The sequence below is a fragment of the Pantoea sp. CFCC18179 genome (assembly GCF_059412405.1).
Window position 1 is genome coordinate 217,377 of sequence record NZ_JBNBPM010000002.1, and the last position, 19,119, is coordinate 236,495.

Sequence of the window (19,119 nt, forward strand, 5' to 3'; positions counted from 1 at the left end):
ACTTGGGAAATCACTATGTTAGTGACTTCGTACGACTCGTTCACCGTCATCGTCTCGATTTTAGTGGCGATGCTGGCTTCGTTTACCGCGCTGGATATGGCGGGACGCGTGGCCTCCTCAACCGGCAAGGTGGCGCTGGTTTGGTTATTGGGCGGTGGATTCGCCATGGGCGTCGGCATTTGGGCGATGCACTTCATCGGCATGTTGTCGATGAGTCTCGACATGGTGATGAGTTACGATCCAACACTTACCGTCACCTCGATGGTGGTGGCGGTGCTGGCGTCGGTATTCGCCTTGTGGCTGGTGTGTTCAACTCCGACCTTGCCGTGGCGGCGCTTGTGCGGCGGCGCATTCGTGCTGGGTTCTGGCGTGGTAGCAATGCACTACACCGGCATGGCGGCGCTGATGTTTTCGCCGGGCATTACCTGGAACTGGAATTGGGTGGCGGCTTCGGTGGCGATTGCTTTGGTGGCGTCGGGCGCCGCGTTGTGGCTGGCGTTTAACCTGCGTGAAGGACACGGGCGCATCGCGATACTGCGTTTAGGCGCCTCGGTGGTGATGGGCTGTGCAATTGCTGGCATGCATTATACCGGCATGGCGGCGGCTAACTTCCCGGAGCACAGTCACGCCACGCATATGGGCGTCAACAGCAACTGGCTGGCGGTGGTGGTTACCGTGGTCACGCTGTCGATCCTCGGCATCACGTTGCTGGTTTCGATGCTCGACGCACGCATGCAAGCGCGCACCTCGATCCTCGCGCACTCGCTGGCGGAAGCTAACCGTGAACTGGCGCAACTGGCGCTGCACGATAACCTGACGCGTCTGCCAAACCGCATTCTGTTAGAAGATCGCCTGGAACAAGCCATCAACAAAGCCAACCGCGAGAAGTCGCAGTTCGCGCTGATGTTTATGGATCTCGATGGCTTCAAAGCGGTCAACGATGCGTTTGGTCACCACGTCGGCGACAACTTGTTGATCGGTGTTACCGAGCGTATGACCGACCACATGAAAGGGCATTACACGCTGGCGCGTATGGGCGGCGATGAGTTTGTCTTGCTGCTGGAAATTGACGATCCCAACGATGCCGCCGCGGTGGCTGATACGCTGGTGAAAGCAGTGGATCGCCCATTCAATATCTCGCGTTACGAGTTGGTGGTGTCGCTGAGTATTGGTATCGCGGTCTATCCTGGCGACGGTAAAGACGAGCGTGAATTGATGTTCAACGCCGATGCCGCCATGTATCACACCAAAAACAACGGTCGTAACGGCTATACCTTCTTCCAGCCGTCGATGAACACGCTGGCGCAGTCGCAATTACAGCTGAATAACGATCTGTGGCAAGCGCTGGATAATCAAGAGTTGCGCCTGTTCTATCAGCCAAAATATTGTGCACCGAGCGGCCCGATCCTGGGTTTCGAAGCGCTGCTACGCTGGCAGCATCCCTCGCGCGGTTTGCTGGCGCCCGATGCTTTCCTGCCGATGGCTGAGAAAACCGGCATGATCATTAACATCGGTAATTGGGTGATCAACGAAGCCTGCCGCCAGCTGCGTTCCTGGCACTTACAGGGCCATCCACATTGGTCGGTGGCAGTGAACCTGTCGGCGCTGCAATTTGAGCAGAACAATCTGGTGGAAACCGTCACCCAAGCGCTGGCACAGCATCAAATCCCGGCCGAATTACTGACGCTGGAAGTGACCGAAACCACCGCGATGCGCGACCCGGAAGAGAGCGTGCGTATCTTGACCGAACTCACCAATATGGGCGTCAAAGCTTCGATTGATGATTTCGGCACTGGTTACTCCAGCTTGCTGTATCTCAAGCGTTTACCGGCCAGCGAACTGAAAATCGACCGTGCGTTTGTTAACGAGCTACAAGCCAAATCGGAAGATGCCACCATCGTCTCGGCGATTGTCGCGCTGGCGCAATCGCTGGATCTCAAAGTGGTAGCGGAAGGGGTGGAAACCCAGGATCAGCAGGCGTTTCTCACCGGTTTAGGCTGCGATACCTTGCAAGGCTATTTGCTGGGTAAACCGGTGCCGCCAGAACGCATTGGCGAACTGCCGAACTTCTTCGAAGTTGAAGAGAAAGAGGCCGAGCTGGTCCGTATGTCTTAATACCTATTGATCCCCTCTCCCGCTTGCGGGAGAGGGCTAGGGTGAGGGAAACTAGCCGCCAAATCCTCTACATCGGAGTTCGGGTGGCGAAATATCAGCAGTTAGTAGACAAGCTGCGCACGCAAATGGAAGCGCGAATTTGGCCGCCGGGCGAGAAATTACCGTCGCTACGCCAACAGGCGGAGCAGAGCGGTCTAAGCCTGATGACGGTGATGCACGCCTATGAAGTGCTGGAGAGCCAGGGCTGGATTGTTTCGAAGCCGCAGTCCGGTTATTACGTCGCTCCGCGCGCTGCCGAAAGCCGTCCGCGCTTGCCCACCCAGGAAATCGCTAAAACCGATCAGGCCGATACCAACAGCTTCGTGTTTGATGTGCTGCAAGCGACGCGCAATCCTGCCATCATGCCGTTTGGCTCAGCTTTCCCCGATCCGGAACTGTTTCCACAGCGTCAACTAATGCGCTCGCTGGTCAAAGTTTCGCACAATCTGAAACCCACCGATGCGCTCAACAACTTGCCGCCAGGCAATGAAGCGTTGCGCAAAATCCTCGCGCAACGCTATGCGCAGCAAGGCATCACGCTGTCGCCGGATGACATCGTTATCACCAACGGTGCGATGGAAGCGCTAAATCTTAGCTTGCAAGCGGTGACCGAACCGGGTGATTGGGTGATTCTCGAAAATCCCTCTTTCTATGGCGCGTTGCAAGCAATTGAACGTCTCAAACTGAATGCGATTGCCATCGCCAGCGATGTTGAGCACGGCATGGATCTTGAAGAATTGGAGCAAGCCTTGCAGCGCTGGCCGGTGAAAGCTTGCTGGTTGATGACCAATCGACAGAATCCGCTCGGTTTCACCTTGAGCGCAGAACGAAAACAGCAGCTGGTGGAGCTATTGGCGCGCTACAACGTGGCGATGATTGAAGACGATGTGTATGGCGATCTGTACGAAGGTCACGACAAACCGTTGCCCGCCAAAGCCTTTGATGTGGCTGGCAATGTGCTGCATTGCGGCAGTTTCTCGAAGAATCTGGTGGCGGGATTTCGCGTCGGTTGGGTGGCGGCGGGGCGTCATGCGCAACGCGTGCAGCGCATTCAGCTGATGAGTACACTGTCGACCAGCGCGCCGATGCAACTCGCGCTGGCCGATTTTCTCAGCACTCGCAGTTACGACACCCATTTGAAGAAGTTGCGCCAGACGCTGGCGAAGCGTAAGCAGTTGGCGCAACAGGCGCTGCGCCGCGTATTGCCGCCTGAAGCGGGGATCAGCGACACGCCGGGCGGCTATTTTCTGTGGATCACGCTGCCTGGGCACATCAACACCACGCAGCTTTATCATCTCGCGTTAGCGCAAGGCATCAGCATCGCGCCGGGCCAGCTGTTTTCCAGCAGCGAAGGATTCGCCCACTGCTTCCGTTTCAACACCGCCTGGCCGTGGGATGCGCGCGCCGAAGCGGCGGTGGAAACGTTGGGGCGTTTAATTGGCGCGTTAAATCAGTAAATCAAACCGTGGCGGCCTGTTTGTGGCCCCACGTCAGATAATAGACATCGTAGAAATCCACCTCACCTTTCTGTTTGATCAAGCGATCAATGCCGCTGCGCACACGATCCGGCGTGTTGGGATTATCGAGAATTTTGTCCAGCGCCTGCTGGGAAACCGGCTGTACGTAATACCATTCGCCGTTGTAGCAGACGCGTAGATCCAGCGTGTCGATATCTTCAAAGCGGTATTTCGGGTTGATATCCATCAGCATCAAGAAACTCATCACCAGTACAAACGCGGTGGCAAACCAGAACGCCGGCCAGCCGAGCATCTCGGTGGAGAAGATCAATGCCACGCACAATGCGTAGCACAGATACATGATTGCCCAGAGTCCCGGATGGGTTTTGAGGAAAGAAAAGCTAAAGCGCGGCAGGTTATCGCGCTGGCCTTCACGGTTCAGCGTGGCGATTTCGTCGAGCAGGATTTGTTTGATCGCGTCCATTGTTCACCTCTAATTTTCACTGCCTGCCAGTAAAGCACATAACAGTGAAGCGAATTAGAGACAGATTTGCGGTGATTTTTTATAACAGTTGGGTTGGGAGAAGGTTAGGGTGAGGTGGAGCTCAATTTAACACCAGCACTCGATCTGTCCCCTCTCCCACGTGTGGGAGAGGGTTAGGGTGAGGGACAACACTCTACGATCTAACTCACCTGTCCAACAATCTGCAAATTCGCATCATCCGGCACTTCGTTATACGACAGCACATTCAGCCCATTAGCAAACAGGCGCGCATAACGCGCAATCAGCGGACGTAATTGCGGCGTCACCAATAACACTTGAGTCAGGTTCTGCGCTTTAAGCTGCTCCATCATTACCGGCAGGGTACTTTGCAACTGCGTCAGGATATTCGGATCAACCGGGAAGCTATCCAGCGCCACTTTGCCGGCTTGCTGCGCCTGATTGAGCGCCGCAAGCAGCAAGTTCTCGAGGCTGTTTTCCAGCGTATACGCCGACAACGGTTTGTTGTCCGGCGCGATCGCCGCCACCATCGCACGACGCAGCGCGTAGCGCACATCTGAAGTGAGCAGGATCGGATCTTTGGTGATCGCCGCGCTCTCCAGCAAAGTCGTCGCAATGGTGGTGATATCTTTCAGCGACACCTGATCGTTCAACAACAAGCGATAAACCTTCAGCTGCAAACTGTAATTCACCGCCGCATTCACATCTTCCGACAGCTTCGGTGCCACGCCCGCCAAACGCTGATGCAATTGCGTAATGTCGTCGTAATTAAACAGTTCAGGCAGATTCTCGCGCACCACTTTATTGACGTGCGTTGCCACCACGCTGGCGCAATCCACCACTTGATAACCAAGGTTAAGCGCTTTGGCCTTCTGTTCCGGCAAGATCCATGTGACCGTCATGTTGTAAGCCGGATCAACGTCCAGAACGCCATCAATTTCGCCGTACTGTTCGGAGGTGGGGATTGCCATGAGACGATCGGCATGCACCTCGCCAATCGCAGTCCGCACTCCGTTGATCTTGATAGCGTACTGCGCGGGTTTGAGATGAAAATCCTCACGCAGAGCGATCTCTGGTAGCAACACCCCGCTGGTTTCAGATACCACTTGCCGCACGCCACGCATGCGTTGCGTCAACGGAGCGCCTTTACTTTTATCCACCATGGTCACCAGCTTATAGCCCAAATTGAGGCCAATCGGTTCCACCATGGGAATGTTGTCCCAGCCAATCGTCATTTGATCGTCTGGTTGCGCCAAAGCCTGCTGGATGGCGTCCATGTTGCTATGATCTTTTGCTGGAGCTTTGACTCTACGACTTTGACGCCAGGCAGAGAACAGCAGTAAAGCGGTGAAGGCCAAAAACACCATATGCGGCATGCCTGGCACAATTGCCAGCACAAACATCACGGCCGCAGCGGTATACAGCGTACCCGGTTTGGCTAACAGCTGAGAGCGAATATCATCACCCAGATCAGCACCATCGCTGATACGCGTGACAATAATCGCTGCCGCAGTAGAAAGCAGCAGCGATGGAATCTGCGCTACCAAACCATCACCAATGGTTAGCAACACATATTGTTCGAAAGCTTGCCCCGCGGGTAAGTTGTGCTTGAACACGCCAATCAAAATACCGCCGATCACGTTGATCAACAGGATCATGATGCCAGCGATAGCATCGCCACGAACGAACTTGGATGCACCGTCCATCGCGCCGTAGAAATCAGCTTCATTGGCAACATCTTTGCGTCGCAGGCCCGCCTGTTCCTGATTAATTAAGCCTGCATTGAGATCGGCATCAATGGCCATCTGTTTGCCAGGTAACGCATCCAGCGTAAAGCGTGCCGAAACTTCGGAAATACGTTCGGCACCTTTGGTGACCACCACAAAGTTGATCACCGCATCGGTAAGTGTGGAAGAGCGCAAGGAAATTGTGGCGCAGTTGAATGGCGAATCCATTTTTAACGGTGCCGCTTTCAATCCTTTTGAGCAGAACGGTGGCAAAAGTGATGCACTGATTGGTGACACGTTAGAACTCAGCAAAAAGGAAGAGACCGTAAAGGCTGGGGATATGCTGCAGTCGGGTGGTAAACCTCAAGAGCATTTGGACAGCGTGCTGTCACGATCGGACGCTGAGTTAGCAAAACTGTATCAGCAGATTCAACAAGTTATTAAAAGCTATAACGCGCAAGACGTTCTGACCTTAGAAACCTTGCCGCAAGGTTTGCGGATTTTGGTACAGGACGATCAGGATCGTGTGATGTTTCCCCGTGGCAGCGCCTTGTTGACGCCGTATTTCCAGAAATTGCTGACGGAACTTGGCCCAGTGTTTAACCGCATCGACAACAAAATCATGATCAGCGGCCACACCGATGCTGCGCAGTACAGCGGTAATGCGGCTTACAACAACTGGAACCTGTCGGGGGATCGTGCCTTAGCTGCGCGCCGTGCATTAGAGCGCGGCGGTCTGGAAAGCGCCCGCGTGTTGCAGGTCAATGCCATGGCGTCGCGCATGCCACGCGATCGTGATGATCCGATGAGCGCGCGCAATCGTCGCATTGAAATTCTGGTATTAACTGATGCCGCCGCTGAAACCTTATTCCAATTTTATGGCCGCGAAGGGGAGAACGTGGTGAAACCCATCGCTGAGCGCCTGCGATAACCTGTCAGTGCCTTTGAATCCTTTTTGATTCGACCGGTGGCGAAATCCACCGGCTTTTTTTTGCCTGAATTTGCTCTCTGGCATGTTGGCGTTCATATGAACCAGGTCACCATAAATGGCGACCCTACAAAATCCTGCACCTTAACGTAAGGTCGCCATTTATGGTGACCACAAAACACGCGGCACGATATGTTAAAAATGTTGCCAGTTAATTTGACTTTAGTTAGCTAAATCATTCTTTTATGTGAATAATGTCGGCGGGCGCACATTGCAAAGGCGCACGGGTACGCCACAATTAAGTCACGTGGTTAACCGGAGAAAGAGTATGACTGCCAACACCTCCAGCCTGCTGTTACTGATGTCTTTCGCCGCCGGCACCTTTTCCGCTGGATCGTCCAGCAATCCGCAACATTTAATGCTGTCGCTGCCCTCAGGCGGCGTGCCGAACAATCCGCTGCCGCTGATCATCTGGCCGGGCATCGTGCCTGATGAAGATGAAGCGCAAGACAGCGCGGCGTGGTTCGAGAAAACCTTTACCCGCAACGGTTGGCCCGCCGCCTGGCGTGCGCCAATCTTTCCGTATACCCACTATCATCCGAATACGCATGAAGTATTGGGCGTCGGTGCCGGTTGGGCCGAAGTGCTGTTTGGCGGCGATAGCGGTCGCATGGTGACGCTGCGGGAAGGCGATGCGGTGCTGATTCCGGCGGGCGTCGGTCACAAGCAAGTTTTCGCCTCAGAGGATTTTTTCGCCGTCGGCGCCTATCCTCAAGGAATGTCGCCGGAAACCGTACGTGATGAGCCGTCACGTTTACGTGCGTCGAAACAGCAGATCCAGCAGGTTCCGCTGCCGCAGCGCGATCCCTTTACCGGTGGCGAAGGAGCCATGACGGAGATTTGGCTGCCAGTCGCGCAGCAGCTGATGCACCAGTAAAGTGCAAAACAGCTCGGCCGTCATCGAGAGGCGCGTGTGCCGTGCAGGAACGGGCCTCTGGCACAGTTTGTGCAGGAGAAAAATATCTCCAGACACGCGCCGGGTAAATCATGAAAGAAAGCTATCAGATAGCATCACACTTCTATGATGAGATGTTGCTGAGCGATGGCCAACACCGCGCTCACTATCAGCAATACTGGGAATGGTTACAACAGGCGGACGTCGATGCCGTAGCGCGCAAACGCGAAGAGGCGGAGCTGCTGTTTCATCGCGTGGGTATCACCTTCAACGTCTACGGCGATGATGGCGGCGCAGAACGGTTAATCCCCTTCGACAGCGTGCCGCGCATTATTCCTGCCAGCGAATGGTCGATGCTCGATCGCGGCATCCGCCAACGCGTTCAAGCGCTCAACGCCTTTCTTCATGACATCTATCATCAGCAATTAATTCTCAAAGCAGGCATCGTGCCCGCCGAGCAAGTGTTGGTGAACGATCAGTATCAGCCGTGCATGCAGGGTGTGGATCTGCATCGCAACATCTACGCGCACATTGTTGGCGTGGATATGGTGCGCAACAACGATGGCGAGTATTACGTGCTGGAGGACAATCTGCGCACGCCGTCTGGCGTCTCCTACATGCTGGAAAACCGCAAGATGATGATGCGGCTCTATCCTGAACTGTTCGCCGGACAGCACATCGCGCCGGTGGAACGTTATCCTTCTCATCTGCTGCAAACGCTGCGCGAAAGCTCGCCGGTCAACGATCCGGTGGTGGTGGTGCTGACGCCGGGCCGCTTTAACAGCGCTTATTTTGAGCACAGCTTCCTCGCGCAGCAGATGGGCGTCGAACTGGTGGAAAGCGCCGATCTGTTTGTGAAAGATGGCGCGGTGATGATGCGTACCACCGCCGGGCCGTGCAAAGTCGATGTGATTTATCGCCGCGTCGATGATGCTTTCCTCGATCCGTTGGCGTTCCGCCCCGATTCGATGCTTGGCGTGCCGGGCTTGTTGTCGGTGTATCGATCCGGCAACGTAGTGTTGGCTAATGCGATTGGCACCGGCGTGGCGGATGACAAATCGATCTATCCGTATGTGCCGGACATGATCCGTTTTTACCTTGATGAAGATCCGATCCTCAACAACGTGCCGACCTGGCAATGCCGCAAACCGCAGGATCTCACTTATGTGCTCGCCAACTTGAGTAAGATGGTGGTGAAAGAGGTGCATGGCGCGGGCGGCTACGGCATGTTGATTGGCCCGGTTGCCAGCCAGCAAGAACTAAGTGATTTCCGCGATCGCCTCAAAGCGCGCCCGGAAAATTACATCGCGCAGGACACGCTTTCGCTCTCCACTTGCCCGACATTTATTGATAACGGATTGGCACCGCGCCATATCGATCTGCGTCCGTTTGCCTTGTGCGGCGCCGATATTCGTTTGGTGCCGGGCGGTTTAACCCGCGTAGCGCTCAACGAAGGTTCGCTGGTGGTGAACTCGTCGCAAGGCGGCGGCACCAAGGACACGTGGGTTTTGGAGGATGACGCATCATGCTAAGCCGCACCGCCAGTGGACTGTATTGGATGGCGCGCTATCTGGAGCGCGCAGAACAACTCGCCCGCGTGTTGGACGTGACCAACCGTTTATCGCTGATGCCAGTACGCGGCAGCCAGGGCGATGAATTGATGCTGCCGCTGAATCTCACCGGCACGCGCGAGCTATTTGAAACCCTCAACGGCCGCTTCACCATGCCGCAGCTGTTCAACTTCTTTGCGCTCGACGATCGCAATCCCAGCAGCATTTTCAGCTGTTGGCAGGAGGCGTGGAACAACGCGCATGCGGTACGCGGCAGCTTGTCATCGGAAGTGTGGGAGAGCATTAACTCGACGTGGATTGAGATGCGCAACACGCGGCGACGCGGCATTACCAGTGCCAATGCGGATAGCTTTTTCGATTGGGTAAAAGAGCGCTCCCACCTGTTTCGCGGCGCGATGTTTGGCACCTTACTGCGCGGCGATGCGATGAGCTTTATCCGCATCGGCACCTTGATGGAGCGCAGCGACGGCACCGCGCGTTTACTCAGCGTCAATCAGCAATTGCTCGAGCAACAGTCGGATTCGGTGCGCGAATATTATTGCCTCGACACCTTATTGCGCGCGGTGTCGGCGCGTGAAGCCTACAACGCCATCTTCAAGCAGCAGCTGCTACCGGATTTGGTCAACGAGATGCTGATTCTGCGCAGCGAAAGCCCGCGCTCGCTGCACTCCTGCATTGATGAGATTGCCACACAGCTGGAGAACATTGGTAGCAGCGGGGAAGATCGCCCGCGCTATTTGATCACCGTGTTGCTGGCGGAAATGCGCTTCAGCACCTGGCAAAGCCTGACGCAGGACGGATTGAATAGTTGGATCAACCATTTCCTCGAGCGCCTCAACGCGCTGGCAGACAGCATCAATCACACCTATCTGGAGGCGAAATGAGACTAAACATCGAGCATAAAACCCGCTACGCCTACGAGCATCAGGTGACACTCAGCACTCAATATTTGCGCCTGACGCCGCAAAATTCGGTGCATCAGCAGATTATCTCGTGGGATTTGGAGCTACCGTGTGAAGCCACGCGCACCGAAGATGCCTATGGCAACGTGATGCATGTGTTGACGCTGGACACGCCGCATCAGGAATTAGATATTGCCGCGCGTGGCGTGGTGGAGATTTTGGATGGTGGTGAATACGCGCCCGATCCTGAATCATTGTTGTCGCCGCTGGTGTTCTTGCGCGTCACACCGCTGACGCAGCCCAATGTCGAAATTCGCGAATTCGCCCAGCGCTATTGGCGGCCAGAAAAACCGCTGGCGAGTCTGGAGAAATTGATGGACGAGTTGCTGCTGAAAATGCCATATCGTCCCGGTAGCACGTTGGTGACGGATGCCGCCGCGAAAGTATTTGCTGCCGGCAGCGGCGTTTGCCAGGATCACAGCCACGTGTTCCTCGCCTGTTGTCGCAGTTTGGGGATTCCGGCGCGCTATGTTAGCGGCTATCTCTATACTGAAAATGTTGAGCACGTCGCCACTCACGCCTGGGTTGAAGCCTGGCTGGATGGCAGTTGGCACAGCTTTGATATCACTAATAATACCCGCAGCACGCGCCAGCATTTACGTCTGGCGGTGGGTGTGGATTATCTTGATGCTTGTCCGGTGCGCGGTATGCGCATGGGCGGCGGCGGTGAAGATATGCTGGCGGTGGCTGCGGTGCTTCAGGTGCATGCGCAGCAGTAATTCTGAACAGGCAAGACTATGACCTATTGTGTGGCAATGCGTTTATCGTCAGGGATGATTTTTGTATCTGATTCACGTACCAATGCGGGCGTTGATCATATTTCCTCGTTCCGTAAATTGCATGTGTTTCAGGTGGATGATGAACGCACGCTGGTGCTGCAAAGTGCCGGTAATCTGGCGACCACGCAAAGCGTGTTGAGCCTGCTGCGACGCAACAATGGCGATGGCGATCAGCCCAATCTATTGAACGGGCGATCGCTGTATGACATTGCGCTGATGGTTGGTGAAACGCTGCGCGAAGTGATCAAGCGCGATGGCGAAGAGTTTGGCGGTACGCTGCTGTTGGGCGGACAAATTCGTGGCGAGGAGCCGCGTTTGTTCCAAATCTATCCGCAAGGCAACTTCATTGAAGCCAGCGTCGATACACCGTATTTCCAGATTGGCGAAAGCAAATATGGCAAACCGATTATTGACCGCGTACTGCGTTATGAAACCCCGCTTAGTCAGGCCATGCAGTGTGCGCTGATTTCGATGGATTCGACGCTGGCGAGTAATATTTCGGTGGGCTTGCCGCTGGATGTGATGGTGTATCAAACCGACAGCTTCAGCGACAATCAGCAATATCACATCACCGAGCAACATCCTTATTTCTCGCAGATTCGCCAATTGTGGAGCAAAGGATTGTTGAGTGTGTTTTCGCAGTTGCCGCCATTGAAGTTGTGATTTAAATGGCGACCCCGCAACATCTGGCGTAGGGTCGCCATTTATGGTGACCGCCGAATGTCAAACCAGATCATTCACCTTGGCCGTCATATTAATTCCGCTAATCCCTTTCAGCCCTAACTTACGCAGGATTTTTATTTTATAGGTACTGACGGTTTTACTGCTGAGCTGCAATTGTGAAGCGATCTCTTTATTACTCATTCCCGACGCTAATTTGACCAATACCACCAATTCTCGCCGCGTCAGGCTCATCAATTTTTCGCTTTCGATCAATTCCTCAACGCCCGCCGAAGAATGGGTGATGGGATAATAACGTTTTCCCTGTTCCACCTCTCCAATAGCCGTAATTAATGCATCAAGATCGCCGCGCTTGCATACATAACCTTCCACGCCTAATTGTAAGCAACAGCGTTGATAAAAAAGGCTTTCTGAAGCGGTATACACAATGATTTTTTGATCGGGAATAGCGCGTTTGATATCGGCTATCAACGGAATGCCAGCACGGCCAGGCATGGTGAGGTCAAGCAGTAATACGTCTGGACGCAACGAAATCAATTCACTGATTAACCAATCTCCTTTCTCTGCTACACCGACAATCGAATAGTGATATGACTGCAATAACGCTTTAATACCGGCACAAATTAACGGGTGGTCATCAACAATAAATACTGAATGAATCATATGTGTAGTCCGAAGAGGAAAATAAAAAAACAGCCAAGTTAAAACACCATTCAAAAAGCAATAAATACTGGTGTGACCAGATTAATTCACGTGGCTTAACAATAAGCACTAAGCTATGTCTCGAATTTCGGACTTTAAGGTGAGTGAAGCAATCTTATGCGCCAGAACATGGCGCGCCGTTTTTTTCCTTTGCCCGGAGCGATGGTCATAAATCTGAAAACAAGCCGCTCTAACGTCGAGGCGATAAACCGCTACGCATAAAAAGGGTGAATGATGTTTTCAGTTGATCAGCTTCTCGATACTTACTGGCCAGGTCATCAACCGGCGAACTGGCAAAAGACCTTCCTCAAATGGGCAGTTCGCGAACATGAATTTCAGGAATTTGCTGCCCGTTATCGCCACCTCAAAGGCGTGGATATGGTCGAGCAGGTTCTGGAGCATTTGGATGTGCGCTGCGAACTGAGTGAACGCGATTTGGAGCAGATTCCGACGCGTGGTCCGGTGGTGATTGTCGCCAACCATCCGTTGGGTGCGCTGGATGGCTTAGCGCTGCTGGCGGCGGTGTCGCAGGTGCGACGGGACGTGAAAATCGTCGCCAATCGCATGTTGATGATGCTGGAACCGATCAACAACATGATGTTGCCGGTGGATAACATGGGCAATCGCACCAGCCGCGAGCAGCTTACTCACATGCAGCAGCATCTCGACAATCAAGGTGTGCTGATCATCTTCCCGGCGGGCGAAGTGTCGCGCCTTTCCAGCCGTGGCGTACGCGATCGCCATTGGCATCACAGTTTCCTGCGCCTCGCCGCCCGTGCGCGCGCGCCCATCGTGCCGGTGCATGTGGCCGGTCGTAACAGTCTGGCGTTCTATGCCGCCGCGAAAATCGCCTCGCCGCTGGCGCTGTTGATGCTGGTACGTGAGATGTTCCGCCAGCGCGGATCGCGCATCAAACTGCATATCGGCGAGCAGATCCCGTTTGCCAATTGGCATGATGGTCACACGCCGGGCAAAGAGCTGGCGAAGCGGTTGCGTAAACATCTTTATCGCATTGGTCAGGGACGCCGTGGCTTGTTCCAGACCGAAGCGGCGATTGCACGCCCGGAAGATCGTGCGGAGCTGAAGAAAGCGCTGATGGAAAGCGAACGCCTCGGCACGCTGCCGGATGGCAAGCAGATCTATCTGTGGCGGCGTAACGGCGCCAGTTGGGTGCCGCTGCTGCGTGAGTTGGGACGTTTGCGTGAAGTGGCGTTCCGCGCGGTGGGCGAGGGCAGCGGTCGCCGTCGCGATCTCGACAAATACGATGACGATTACTATCACCTGATTTTGTGGGATGACGATGAGCTGGAAATCGTTGGCGCTTACCGATTTATTCCTGGCGCGGAACAACTGGAGCGTCGCGGATTAGAAGGCATTTACAGTGACAGCTTGTTCCACTACGACGAGCGCATGTTGCCCATCATCAATCAAGGTTTGGAATTGGGACGCAGCTTCATTCAGCCGGCCTATTGGGGCAAACGCGGCCTGGATTACCTGTGGATGGGAATTGGTGCGTACATCGCTAAATACCCGGAAACGCGCTATCTGTTTGGCCCGGTGTCGATTTCTGGCGGCATGCCGTTGGCAGCACGCGACTTGCTGGTGGCGTTCTACCGCATGTACTTCCCCACCGAATTGCCGCTGGCGACCTCGCGCCGCCCGTATCCCGCTTCGTTACCGGAAGTGCTGGCGCAGTTCACCGGCGATAACTACACCGAAGATCTGCGTCGCCTGAAACACTTGCTGGCGAACCTCGGCACCGCGATTCCTACGCTTTACAAACAGTATTCCGAAGTGTGCGAACCGGGCGGCGTGCAGTTTATCGATTTCGGTAGCGATCCTGATTTCAATAACTGCATCGATGGTTTGGTGCTGGTGGATCTCACGCGGGTGAAACCGGCGCGTTATGAGCGCTATATCGGCATGCATTTGCAACCGGCTGCAACCGTCAGCGCTGAGTGACTTTAGTGAGGCTTTCGTTCGCCATAGATTAGGCAGTTTCAGTGCTGCCGTGCGGCGACCAAGCAGAGGGGCGATGGCGCGCCCCTCTGCACTCCCGCGCCTTGCGCCAGCCCATCCCGCCGCTACGCGGTGCCTTCTCTCATTCGCGCTGCCTGACGGACCGGCGGCGATTCGCTCCTGCTCAGTGCCACCTCCCGCCGCATCCCTGCGGCTTGCCCTGGCATCACTCTTTCGTTCAGCGGGATGGGATGTCGCTCCACACCCACGCTGCAACAATCTGCGTTTCATAAACACACCTTCGCTTGAGCCTTTGGTCACCATAAATGGCGACCCTACGAAACTCACAGTGGCTTGTAGGGTCGCCATTCATGGTGACCAGGTGCGCAAAAATGCGCACCCTACGAAATCCTTCTCCAGACAAAGCCTCTCCAGACCACGCTGTTTTTAATTAGAAAAATATTCTCACAGGCGAGGTTCGCGGGCGCCATTCGCAGCGCCGAGTGAAGAGTGACGGCCAGGATGAGCCGACACGATGTCGGCGAAAGCGCGGCATGAGCCATGGATGGCGAATCCGCGCGGTCCGTCAGGCCGGAATGATGAGCGAGGGAACAGCGAGGACGGCGCAAGGCGCGGATTGCAAAGGGCCACGCCATTTGGCCCTTTGCCCGTACGCCTGCATCTAACATTCTGAAACTGCCCAATGTTTAGCGGGCGGAACCTTCTCAGAGCCAATCCTCTGCATAGCGGGCGGAACCTCCTCAGTGCCAGCGTAAAACACCTCGGCTTCATGCCGCCTTCATCCAATGTCATGGAATCGTCATCACAGTGTCGTAGGGTCTTAGCCGGACTGTCAGACAAAGGCCAGAAACATGGCATCGATCACACTTCGCGGGCTGCGCAAATCCTTTGCCGCGCAGCCGGTTTTGCACGACATCTCCCTGCATATCGCGCAGGGCGAATTCATCGCCGTATTAGGCCCATCGGGCTGCGGCAAAACCACCTTATTGCGCTTGCTGGCCGGTTTTGAAACCGCCGATGCCGGTGAGATCCACGTTGGCGAGCGCTGTTTTGCCGCACCTGGCGTGCATCTGCCGCCGGAAGATCGTCAGCTTGGCGTGGTGTTCCAAAGCTACGCGCTGTGGCCGCACATGACGGTCGCCGAAAACGTTTCTTACAGCCTGAAAGTCAGCGGCGTGGCGCGCAGCGAGCGCGAACGTCGTACGCAACAGGCGCTGGAACTGGTGGGATTGGAGAATTTCGCCAGCCGCCGTCCTGCCGATCTCTCTGGCGGCCAACGGCAACGTGTGGCACTGGCGCGCTGTTTAGTCGCCCAACCCACGCTGGTGCTGCTTGATGAGCCGCTCGCCAATCTTGATGTTCATCTGCGTGCCACCATGGAAGAGGAGTTCCGCCGCTTCCATCATCACAGCCACGCCACCTTGCTCTACATCACCCACGATCAACATGAAGCGATGGCGTTGGCCGACCGCATTGTGGTGATGGATGCCGGGCGCGTGATGCAGTTCGCTACGCCGCAAACGTTGTGGCGTGAACCGGCCAACGCCATGGTGGCGCGCTTTATTGACGACGGCAAAGTGCTGCCAATTAGCGATATCGAACCGCTTGGCGATGGGCGCGCTTATGCCACGCTTTGCGGTTTACGCGTGCCACTGCGCTGCGCGCCAGAACAAGGTCCGCAGCCGCACGGGCAAGCCAGTTTTCACGCGGTGGATTTCCGTTTAGCTGCGCCGGGCGAACCGCAGTTTGCCGCGCGCGTGCAGCGGGTGATTTATCGCGGCGGCCATCACCAAATCAATGTGGTGCCGCTGGATGCGCCGGAGTGCAGCATCACGCTGCAGTTGGCCGATCAACCTTTACCCGTCAGCGACGCCACCATCGGTGTGGCGGTGCGCGACGGTTGGATTCTTCCTTCTTAACCTTTTCACTCATTAATTCAGGGAATTGCTATGCGTAAGTCGTTTAACGTTGTGATGTTAGCCAGTGGCTTGCTGCTTTCTGCCGTGAGTCATGCCGAAGACGCACCATCAGGCAAATTAGTGGTTTACACCTCGCAGGCACCGGAAATTGCCCAGCAAACCATGGATGCGTTTAAAGCCGCCTACCCGAATGTGCAGGTGGAGTGGACGCGTAACGGCACCACGCAATTAATGAACGTGCTGCGCACCGAAATGATGAGCGGCGAAGCCAAGCCGGATGTGCTGCTGATTGCCGACGCCATCAACCTTGGCGCGCTGAAGAATGAAAACCATCTGTATCAATACAGCGATGCGCCGCTGAGCCACATCAATCCGTCATTCTACGACAAAGATAAAACCTTCTTTGGCACCAAAATCATCGCCACGGTGATTGCTTATAACACCCAACATGCGCAGCCGATTGATAGCTGGAATGCGTTGGCGGTAGAAGCCAACAAAGGGCAGATCGCCGTGCCAAGTCCGCTCTATTCTGGCGCGGCGCTGTACAAACTGCATACCGACATCAACACGCCATCAATTGGTTGGGGCTTCTACAAAAAGCTGGCGGCAATTGGCGTCGCGCCGCAAGGCGGCAATGGCCCAGCGCTGAAAGCGGTGGCGAGCGGTCTGGATAAATACGGCATCATCACCGACGCCGATGTGATTCTGGCGAAGAAAAAAGGATCGCCGGTTGATCTGGTGTATCCGAAAGAGGGCGTTTCCTATGTGACCGAACCGGTTGCCATCATGAAATCGGTGCACAACTTGCTAGCGGCCAAAGCCTTCGTGAACTTCATGCTGTCTGAGCAGGGCCAGAAACTGGTGGTCGAGCAGGGCAACCGTCCGGTTGACGATCGTGTGGCTGCGCCAGAAGGTTTCACGCCGATCAACAAAATCAAACTGCTGTCGCCAGATGTCGCCAAAGCGATTAAAGAAGATGCCGCCGTGCGCGATCAGTTCACTGCGCTGTTCGGCGGTTAAGTAGCATGAGCGTGTTGAGCAACGAATGGCGTAATGCGGGCGGCAAGCGGCGGCGATTTAACAGCGAGCGACTGGTTCTGCTGCTGATGGTGCTGATGATTGGCCTGCTTTCCGTTGCGCCATTAATGCGGCTGGTGTGGACCGCCATCGCGCCAACCGGCGTGCCGGATATGCCGCGCTTGTTGCGACTGCTGGCCAGCGATCGCGTGTTGATTGCCAGCGGTAATACCTTGCTCATCGCGCTCAGTTCGACCTTGATTTCGCTGCTGCTCGGCACCGCCGCGGCGTGGCTGGTGGCGCTCAGCGATCTGCGTGCCAAAACCGCGTGGGTGTTTGCCTTTATCCTGCCGCTGATGATTCCGCCGCAGGTCACGGCGCTGGCGTGGTTACAGGCGCTAGCGCCATCGAGTCCTTTGGCGCTGTTGTTTGCCAGCCTCGGTTTGCCGTGGTTTGTGCCCGGCGAACAGCCGCTCTATTCCTTGACGGGCATTGTATTGCTGCTCGGCACGCACAATGCGCCGTTGGTATTTCTCACGGTGCGCGCCGGATTACGGCGTTTACCGGCTGATTTGGTCGAAGCTGCGCAGATCAGCGGCGCATCGCGCACGCGCGTGCTGTTCACCATCATTTTGCCGCTGGCGCGTCCGGCAATCTTTGCGGGTGCCGCGCTGACGTTTGTCGCCGCCGCCGGTAACTTTGGTATTCAGGCGATGTTGGGCATTCCGGCGCGCGTGCCAACGCTGATCACGCTGGTGTATCAACAATTTAACGGCATCGGCCCCAGCGCGCTGCCTAACACTGCGGTGTATGCCTTATTGATCGCCTTTATTACGCTGGCGGGCATGACGGCCAGCGCGTGGTTGGGTGGTCGGCACGATGTGCGCGTCAACGGCGCGCCGCGCGTGTGGCAGCAATCTTTAGGACGTGGTCGCATGGCGATTGAAGGCGTGGCCTGGCTATGGATGGCGCTGACGTTGCTGCTACCGCTCAGCGCGCTGCTGATCACCGCGTTGACCAGCGGATTTGGTCAGGCGCTGAGCTGGCAAACGCTGACGCTGGAAAACTTCCGCGCGGCATTGTGGGGCTATCCAGCGGTGCGCCATGCGTTTCTCACCAGTTTGGGATTAACCAGCTTAACAGCGGTAATCCTCACGCTGTGCGCGTTGTTCCTCGCTTACTTCCTCAGCTGGCGGCGAACCAAGCTGGTGCGCGGATTGTGGCTGGCGAGCGAACTGACTTATGCGTTGCCGGGTATTGTCACCGGCGTGGCGGCGATGCTGTTTTTCCTGCGTCCGCTGCCGATGGTTAACGTGTCGCTGTATGGCACGGTGTGGATCATTCTCGCCGCTTATTTGGCTAACTTCCTCGCGCTGGTGCTGCGTCCCACGCTGGCGGGCTTCGCGCAGCTGGAACCGGCACTGGATGAAGCCGCGCGCCTGTGCGGTGCCGGTTTTATGCGCCGTATGCGCGATATCTTGCTGCCGCTGGCCGCGCCTTCCGCGCTGGCTGGCAGCGTGCTGGTGTTCCTCACTGCGCTGAATGAAATCCAGGTGTCGGTGCTGCTGGTCACTTCGCAAACGCAAACTATCGGTCCAACCATCGTATTCCTTGATGAAGGCGGTTCCGCCTCGCTTGCCGCAGCGGTGGGATGCCTGATGATTGTGGTGGTGTGCGTGCTGATGGGGCTGGCAACGCGACTCGCGCGACGTCTGCCGCAAGGCGTGCTGCCATGGCAAGCCTAGCGTCAACGCATGATTAATCTCGCGGTATCCCGCTGAACAT

The 19,119-nt window shown here is 55.7% G+C and carries 14 protein-coding genes and 1 pseudogene; 12 read left to right on the forward strand and 3 right to left on the reverse strand.

From position 1 onward, the window contains the following. Nucleotides 1-15: 15 nt before the first annotated feature. On the forward strand, nucleotides 16-2,115 hold the full coding sequence (locus tag ACPUC7_RS05615) for a putative bifunctional diguanylate cyclase/phosphodiesterase (RefSeq protein WP_494922077.1): 2,100 nt from the start codon (nucleotides 16-18) through the stop codon (nucleotides 2,113-2,115). Nucleotides 2,116-2,198: 83 nt separating this feature from the next. Beyond that, nucleotides 2,199-3,611, forward strand: a complete 1,413-nt coding sequence (locus tag ACPUC7_RS05620; RefSeq protein ID WP_494922378.1) for an aminotransferase-like domain-containing protein — start codon at nucleotides 2,199-2,201, stop codon at nucleotides 3,609-3,611. A 1-nt stretch (nucleotide 3,612) separates the two neighbouring features. Here ACPUC7_RS05620 and ACPUC7_RS05625 read toward each other — a convergent pair whose 3' ends face one another. Together ACPUC7_RS05625 and ACPUC7_RS05630 are read right to left on the reverse strand one after the other, a co-directional pair. After that, a complete protein-coding gene (locus ACPUC7_RS05625; RefSeq protein ID WP_343550760.1) occupies nucleotides 3,613-4,095 on the reverse strand; it encodes a YlaC family protein in 483 nt (160 codons plus the stop codon). A gap of 200 nt (nucleotides 4,096-4,295) precedes the next feature. Beyond that, a pseudogene (locus ACPUC7_RS05630) lies at nucleotides 4,296-6,008 on the reverse strand (flagellar biosynthesis protein FlhA); the annotation flags it as partial. A 34-nt stretch (nucleotides 6,009-6,042) separates the two neighbouring features. On the opposite strand from ACPUC7_RS05630, the gene ACPUC7_RS05635 reads away from it, so the two are divergent. The 6 genes from ACPUC7_RS05635 to ACPUC7_RS05660 all read left to right on the forward strand — a co-directional run bounded on the left by ACPUC7_RS05635 (nucleotide 6,043) and on the right by ACPUC7_RS05660 (nucleotide 11,698). Then, entirely contained in the window at nucleotides 6,043-6,771 is a 729-nt protein-coding gene (locus ACPUC7_RS05635) for an OmpA family protein (protein WP_494922078.1), read from the forward strand. A 325-nt stretch (nucleotides 6,772-7,096) separates the two neighbouring features. After that, the gene (locus tag ACPUC7_RS05640; protein ID WP_494922079.1) at nucleotides 7,097-7,705 is read left to right on the forward strand and encodes a hypothetical protein; all 609 of its coding nucleotides are present in this window, start codon (nucleotides 7,097-7,099) and stop codon (nucleotides 7,703-7,705) included. A 110-nt stretch (nucleotides 7,706-7,815) separates the two neighbouring features. Beyond that, a complete protein-coding gene (locus ACPUC7_RS05645) occupies nucleotides 7,816-9,255 on the forward strand; it encodes a circularly permuted type 2 ATP-grasp protein (RefSeq protein WP_494922080.1) in 1,440 nt (479 codons plus the stop codon). After that, on the forward strand, nucleotides 9,249-10,178 hold the full coding sequence (locus ACPUC7_RS05650) for an alpha-E domain-containing protein (RefSeq protein WP_494922081.1): 930 nt from the start codon (nucleotides 9,249-9,251) through the stop codon (nucleotides 10,176-10,178). Before ACPUC7_RS05645 ends, ACPUC7_RS05650 begins: the two co-directional genes overlap by 7 nt. Beyond that, nucleotides 10,175-10,975: a transglutaminase family protein gene (locus tag ACPUC7_RS05655; protein ID WP_494922082.1), complete on the forward strand. Its 801-nt coding sequence runs from the start codon at nucleotides 10,175-10,177 to the stop codon at nucleotides 10,973-10,975. Before ACPUC7_RS05650 ends, ACPUC7_RS05655 begins: the two co-directional genes overlap by 4 nt. 18 nt (nucleotides 10,976-10,993) lie before the next feature. Next, nucleotides 10,994-11,698 (forward strand): proteasome-type protease, encoded by a 705-nt coding sequence (locus tag ACPUC7_RS05660; protein ID WP_343550805.1) that lies wholly within the window; start codon nucleotides 10,994-10,996, stop codon nucleotides 11,696-11,698. 60 nt (nucleotides 11,699-11,758) lie between these two features. Here the strand turns inward: ACPUC7_RS05660 and ACPUC7_RS05665 are convergent, their stop codons facing one another. Further along, on the reverse strand, nucleotides 11,759-12,379 hold the full coding sequence (locus ACPUC7_RS05665; protein WP_494922083.1) for a response regulator: 621 nt from the start codon (nucleotides 12,377-12,379) through the stop codon (nucleotides 11,759-11,761). Between the two features lie 273 nt (nucleotides 12,380-12,652). On the opposite strand from ACPUC7_RS05665, the gene olsF reads away from it, so the two are divergent. From olsF to ACPUC7_RS05685, 4 genes are all read left to right on the forward strand, one after another. Continuing rightward, nucleotides 12,653-14,380, forward strand: a complete 1,728-nt coding sequence (gene olsF / locus ACPUC7_RS05670; protein ID WP_494922379.1) for a bifunctional ornithine lipid synthase OlsF — start codon at nucleotides 12,653-12,655, stop codon at nucleotides 14,378-14,380. A gap of 869 nt (nucleotides 14,381-15,249) precedes the next feature. After that, nucleotides 15,250-16,317 carry an ABC transporter ATP-binding protein gene (locus ACPUC7_RS05675; RefSeq protein WP_494922084.1) on the forward strand — a complete coding sequence of 356 codons (1,068 nt, stop codon included), beginning with the start codon at nucleotides 15,250-15,252 and terminating at the stop codon, nucleotides 16,315-16,317. A 54-nt stretch (nucleotides 16,318-16,371) separates the two neighbouring features. Continuing rightward, nucleotides 16,372-17,337 carry an ABC transporter substrate-binding protein gene (locus ACPUC7_RS05680; RefSeq protein ID WP_494922380.1) on the forward strand — a complete coding sequence of 322 codons (966 nt, stop codon included), beginning with the start codon at nucleotides 16,372-16,374 and terminating at the stop codon, nucleotides 17,335-17,337. A 5-nt stretch (nucleotides 17,338-17,342) separates the two neighbouring features. After that, complete coding sequence (locus ACPUC7_RS05685) at nucleotides 17,343-19,079, forward strand: ABC transporter permease (protein ID WP_494922085.1); 1,737 nt, start codon at nucleotides 17,343-17,345, stop codon at nucleotides 19,077-19,079. Nucleotides 19,080-19,119 lie beyond the last annotated feature (40 nt).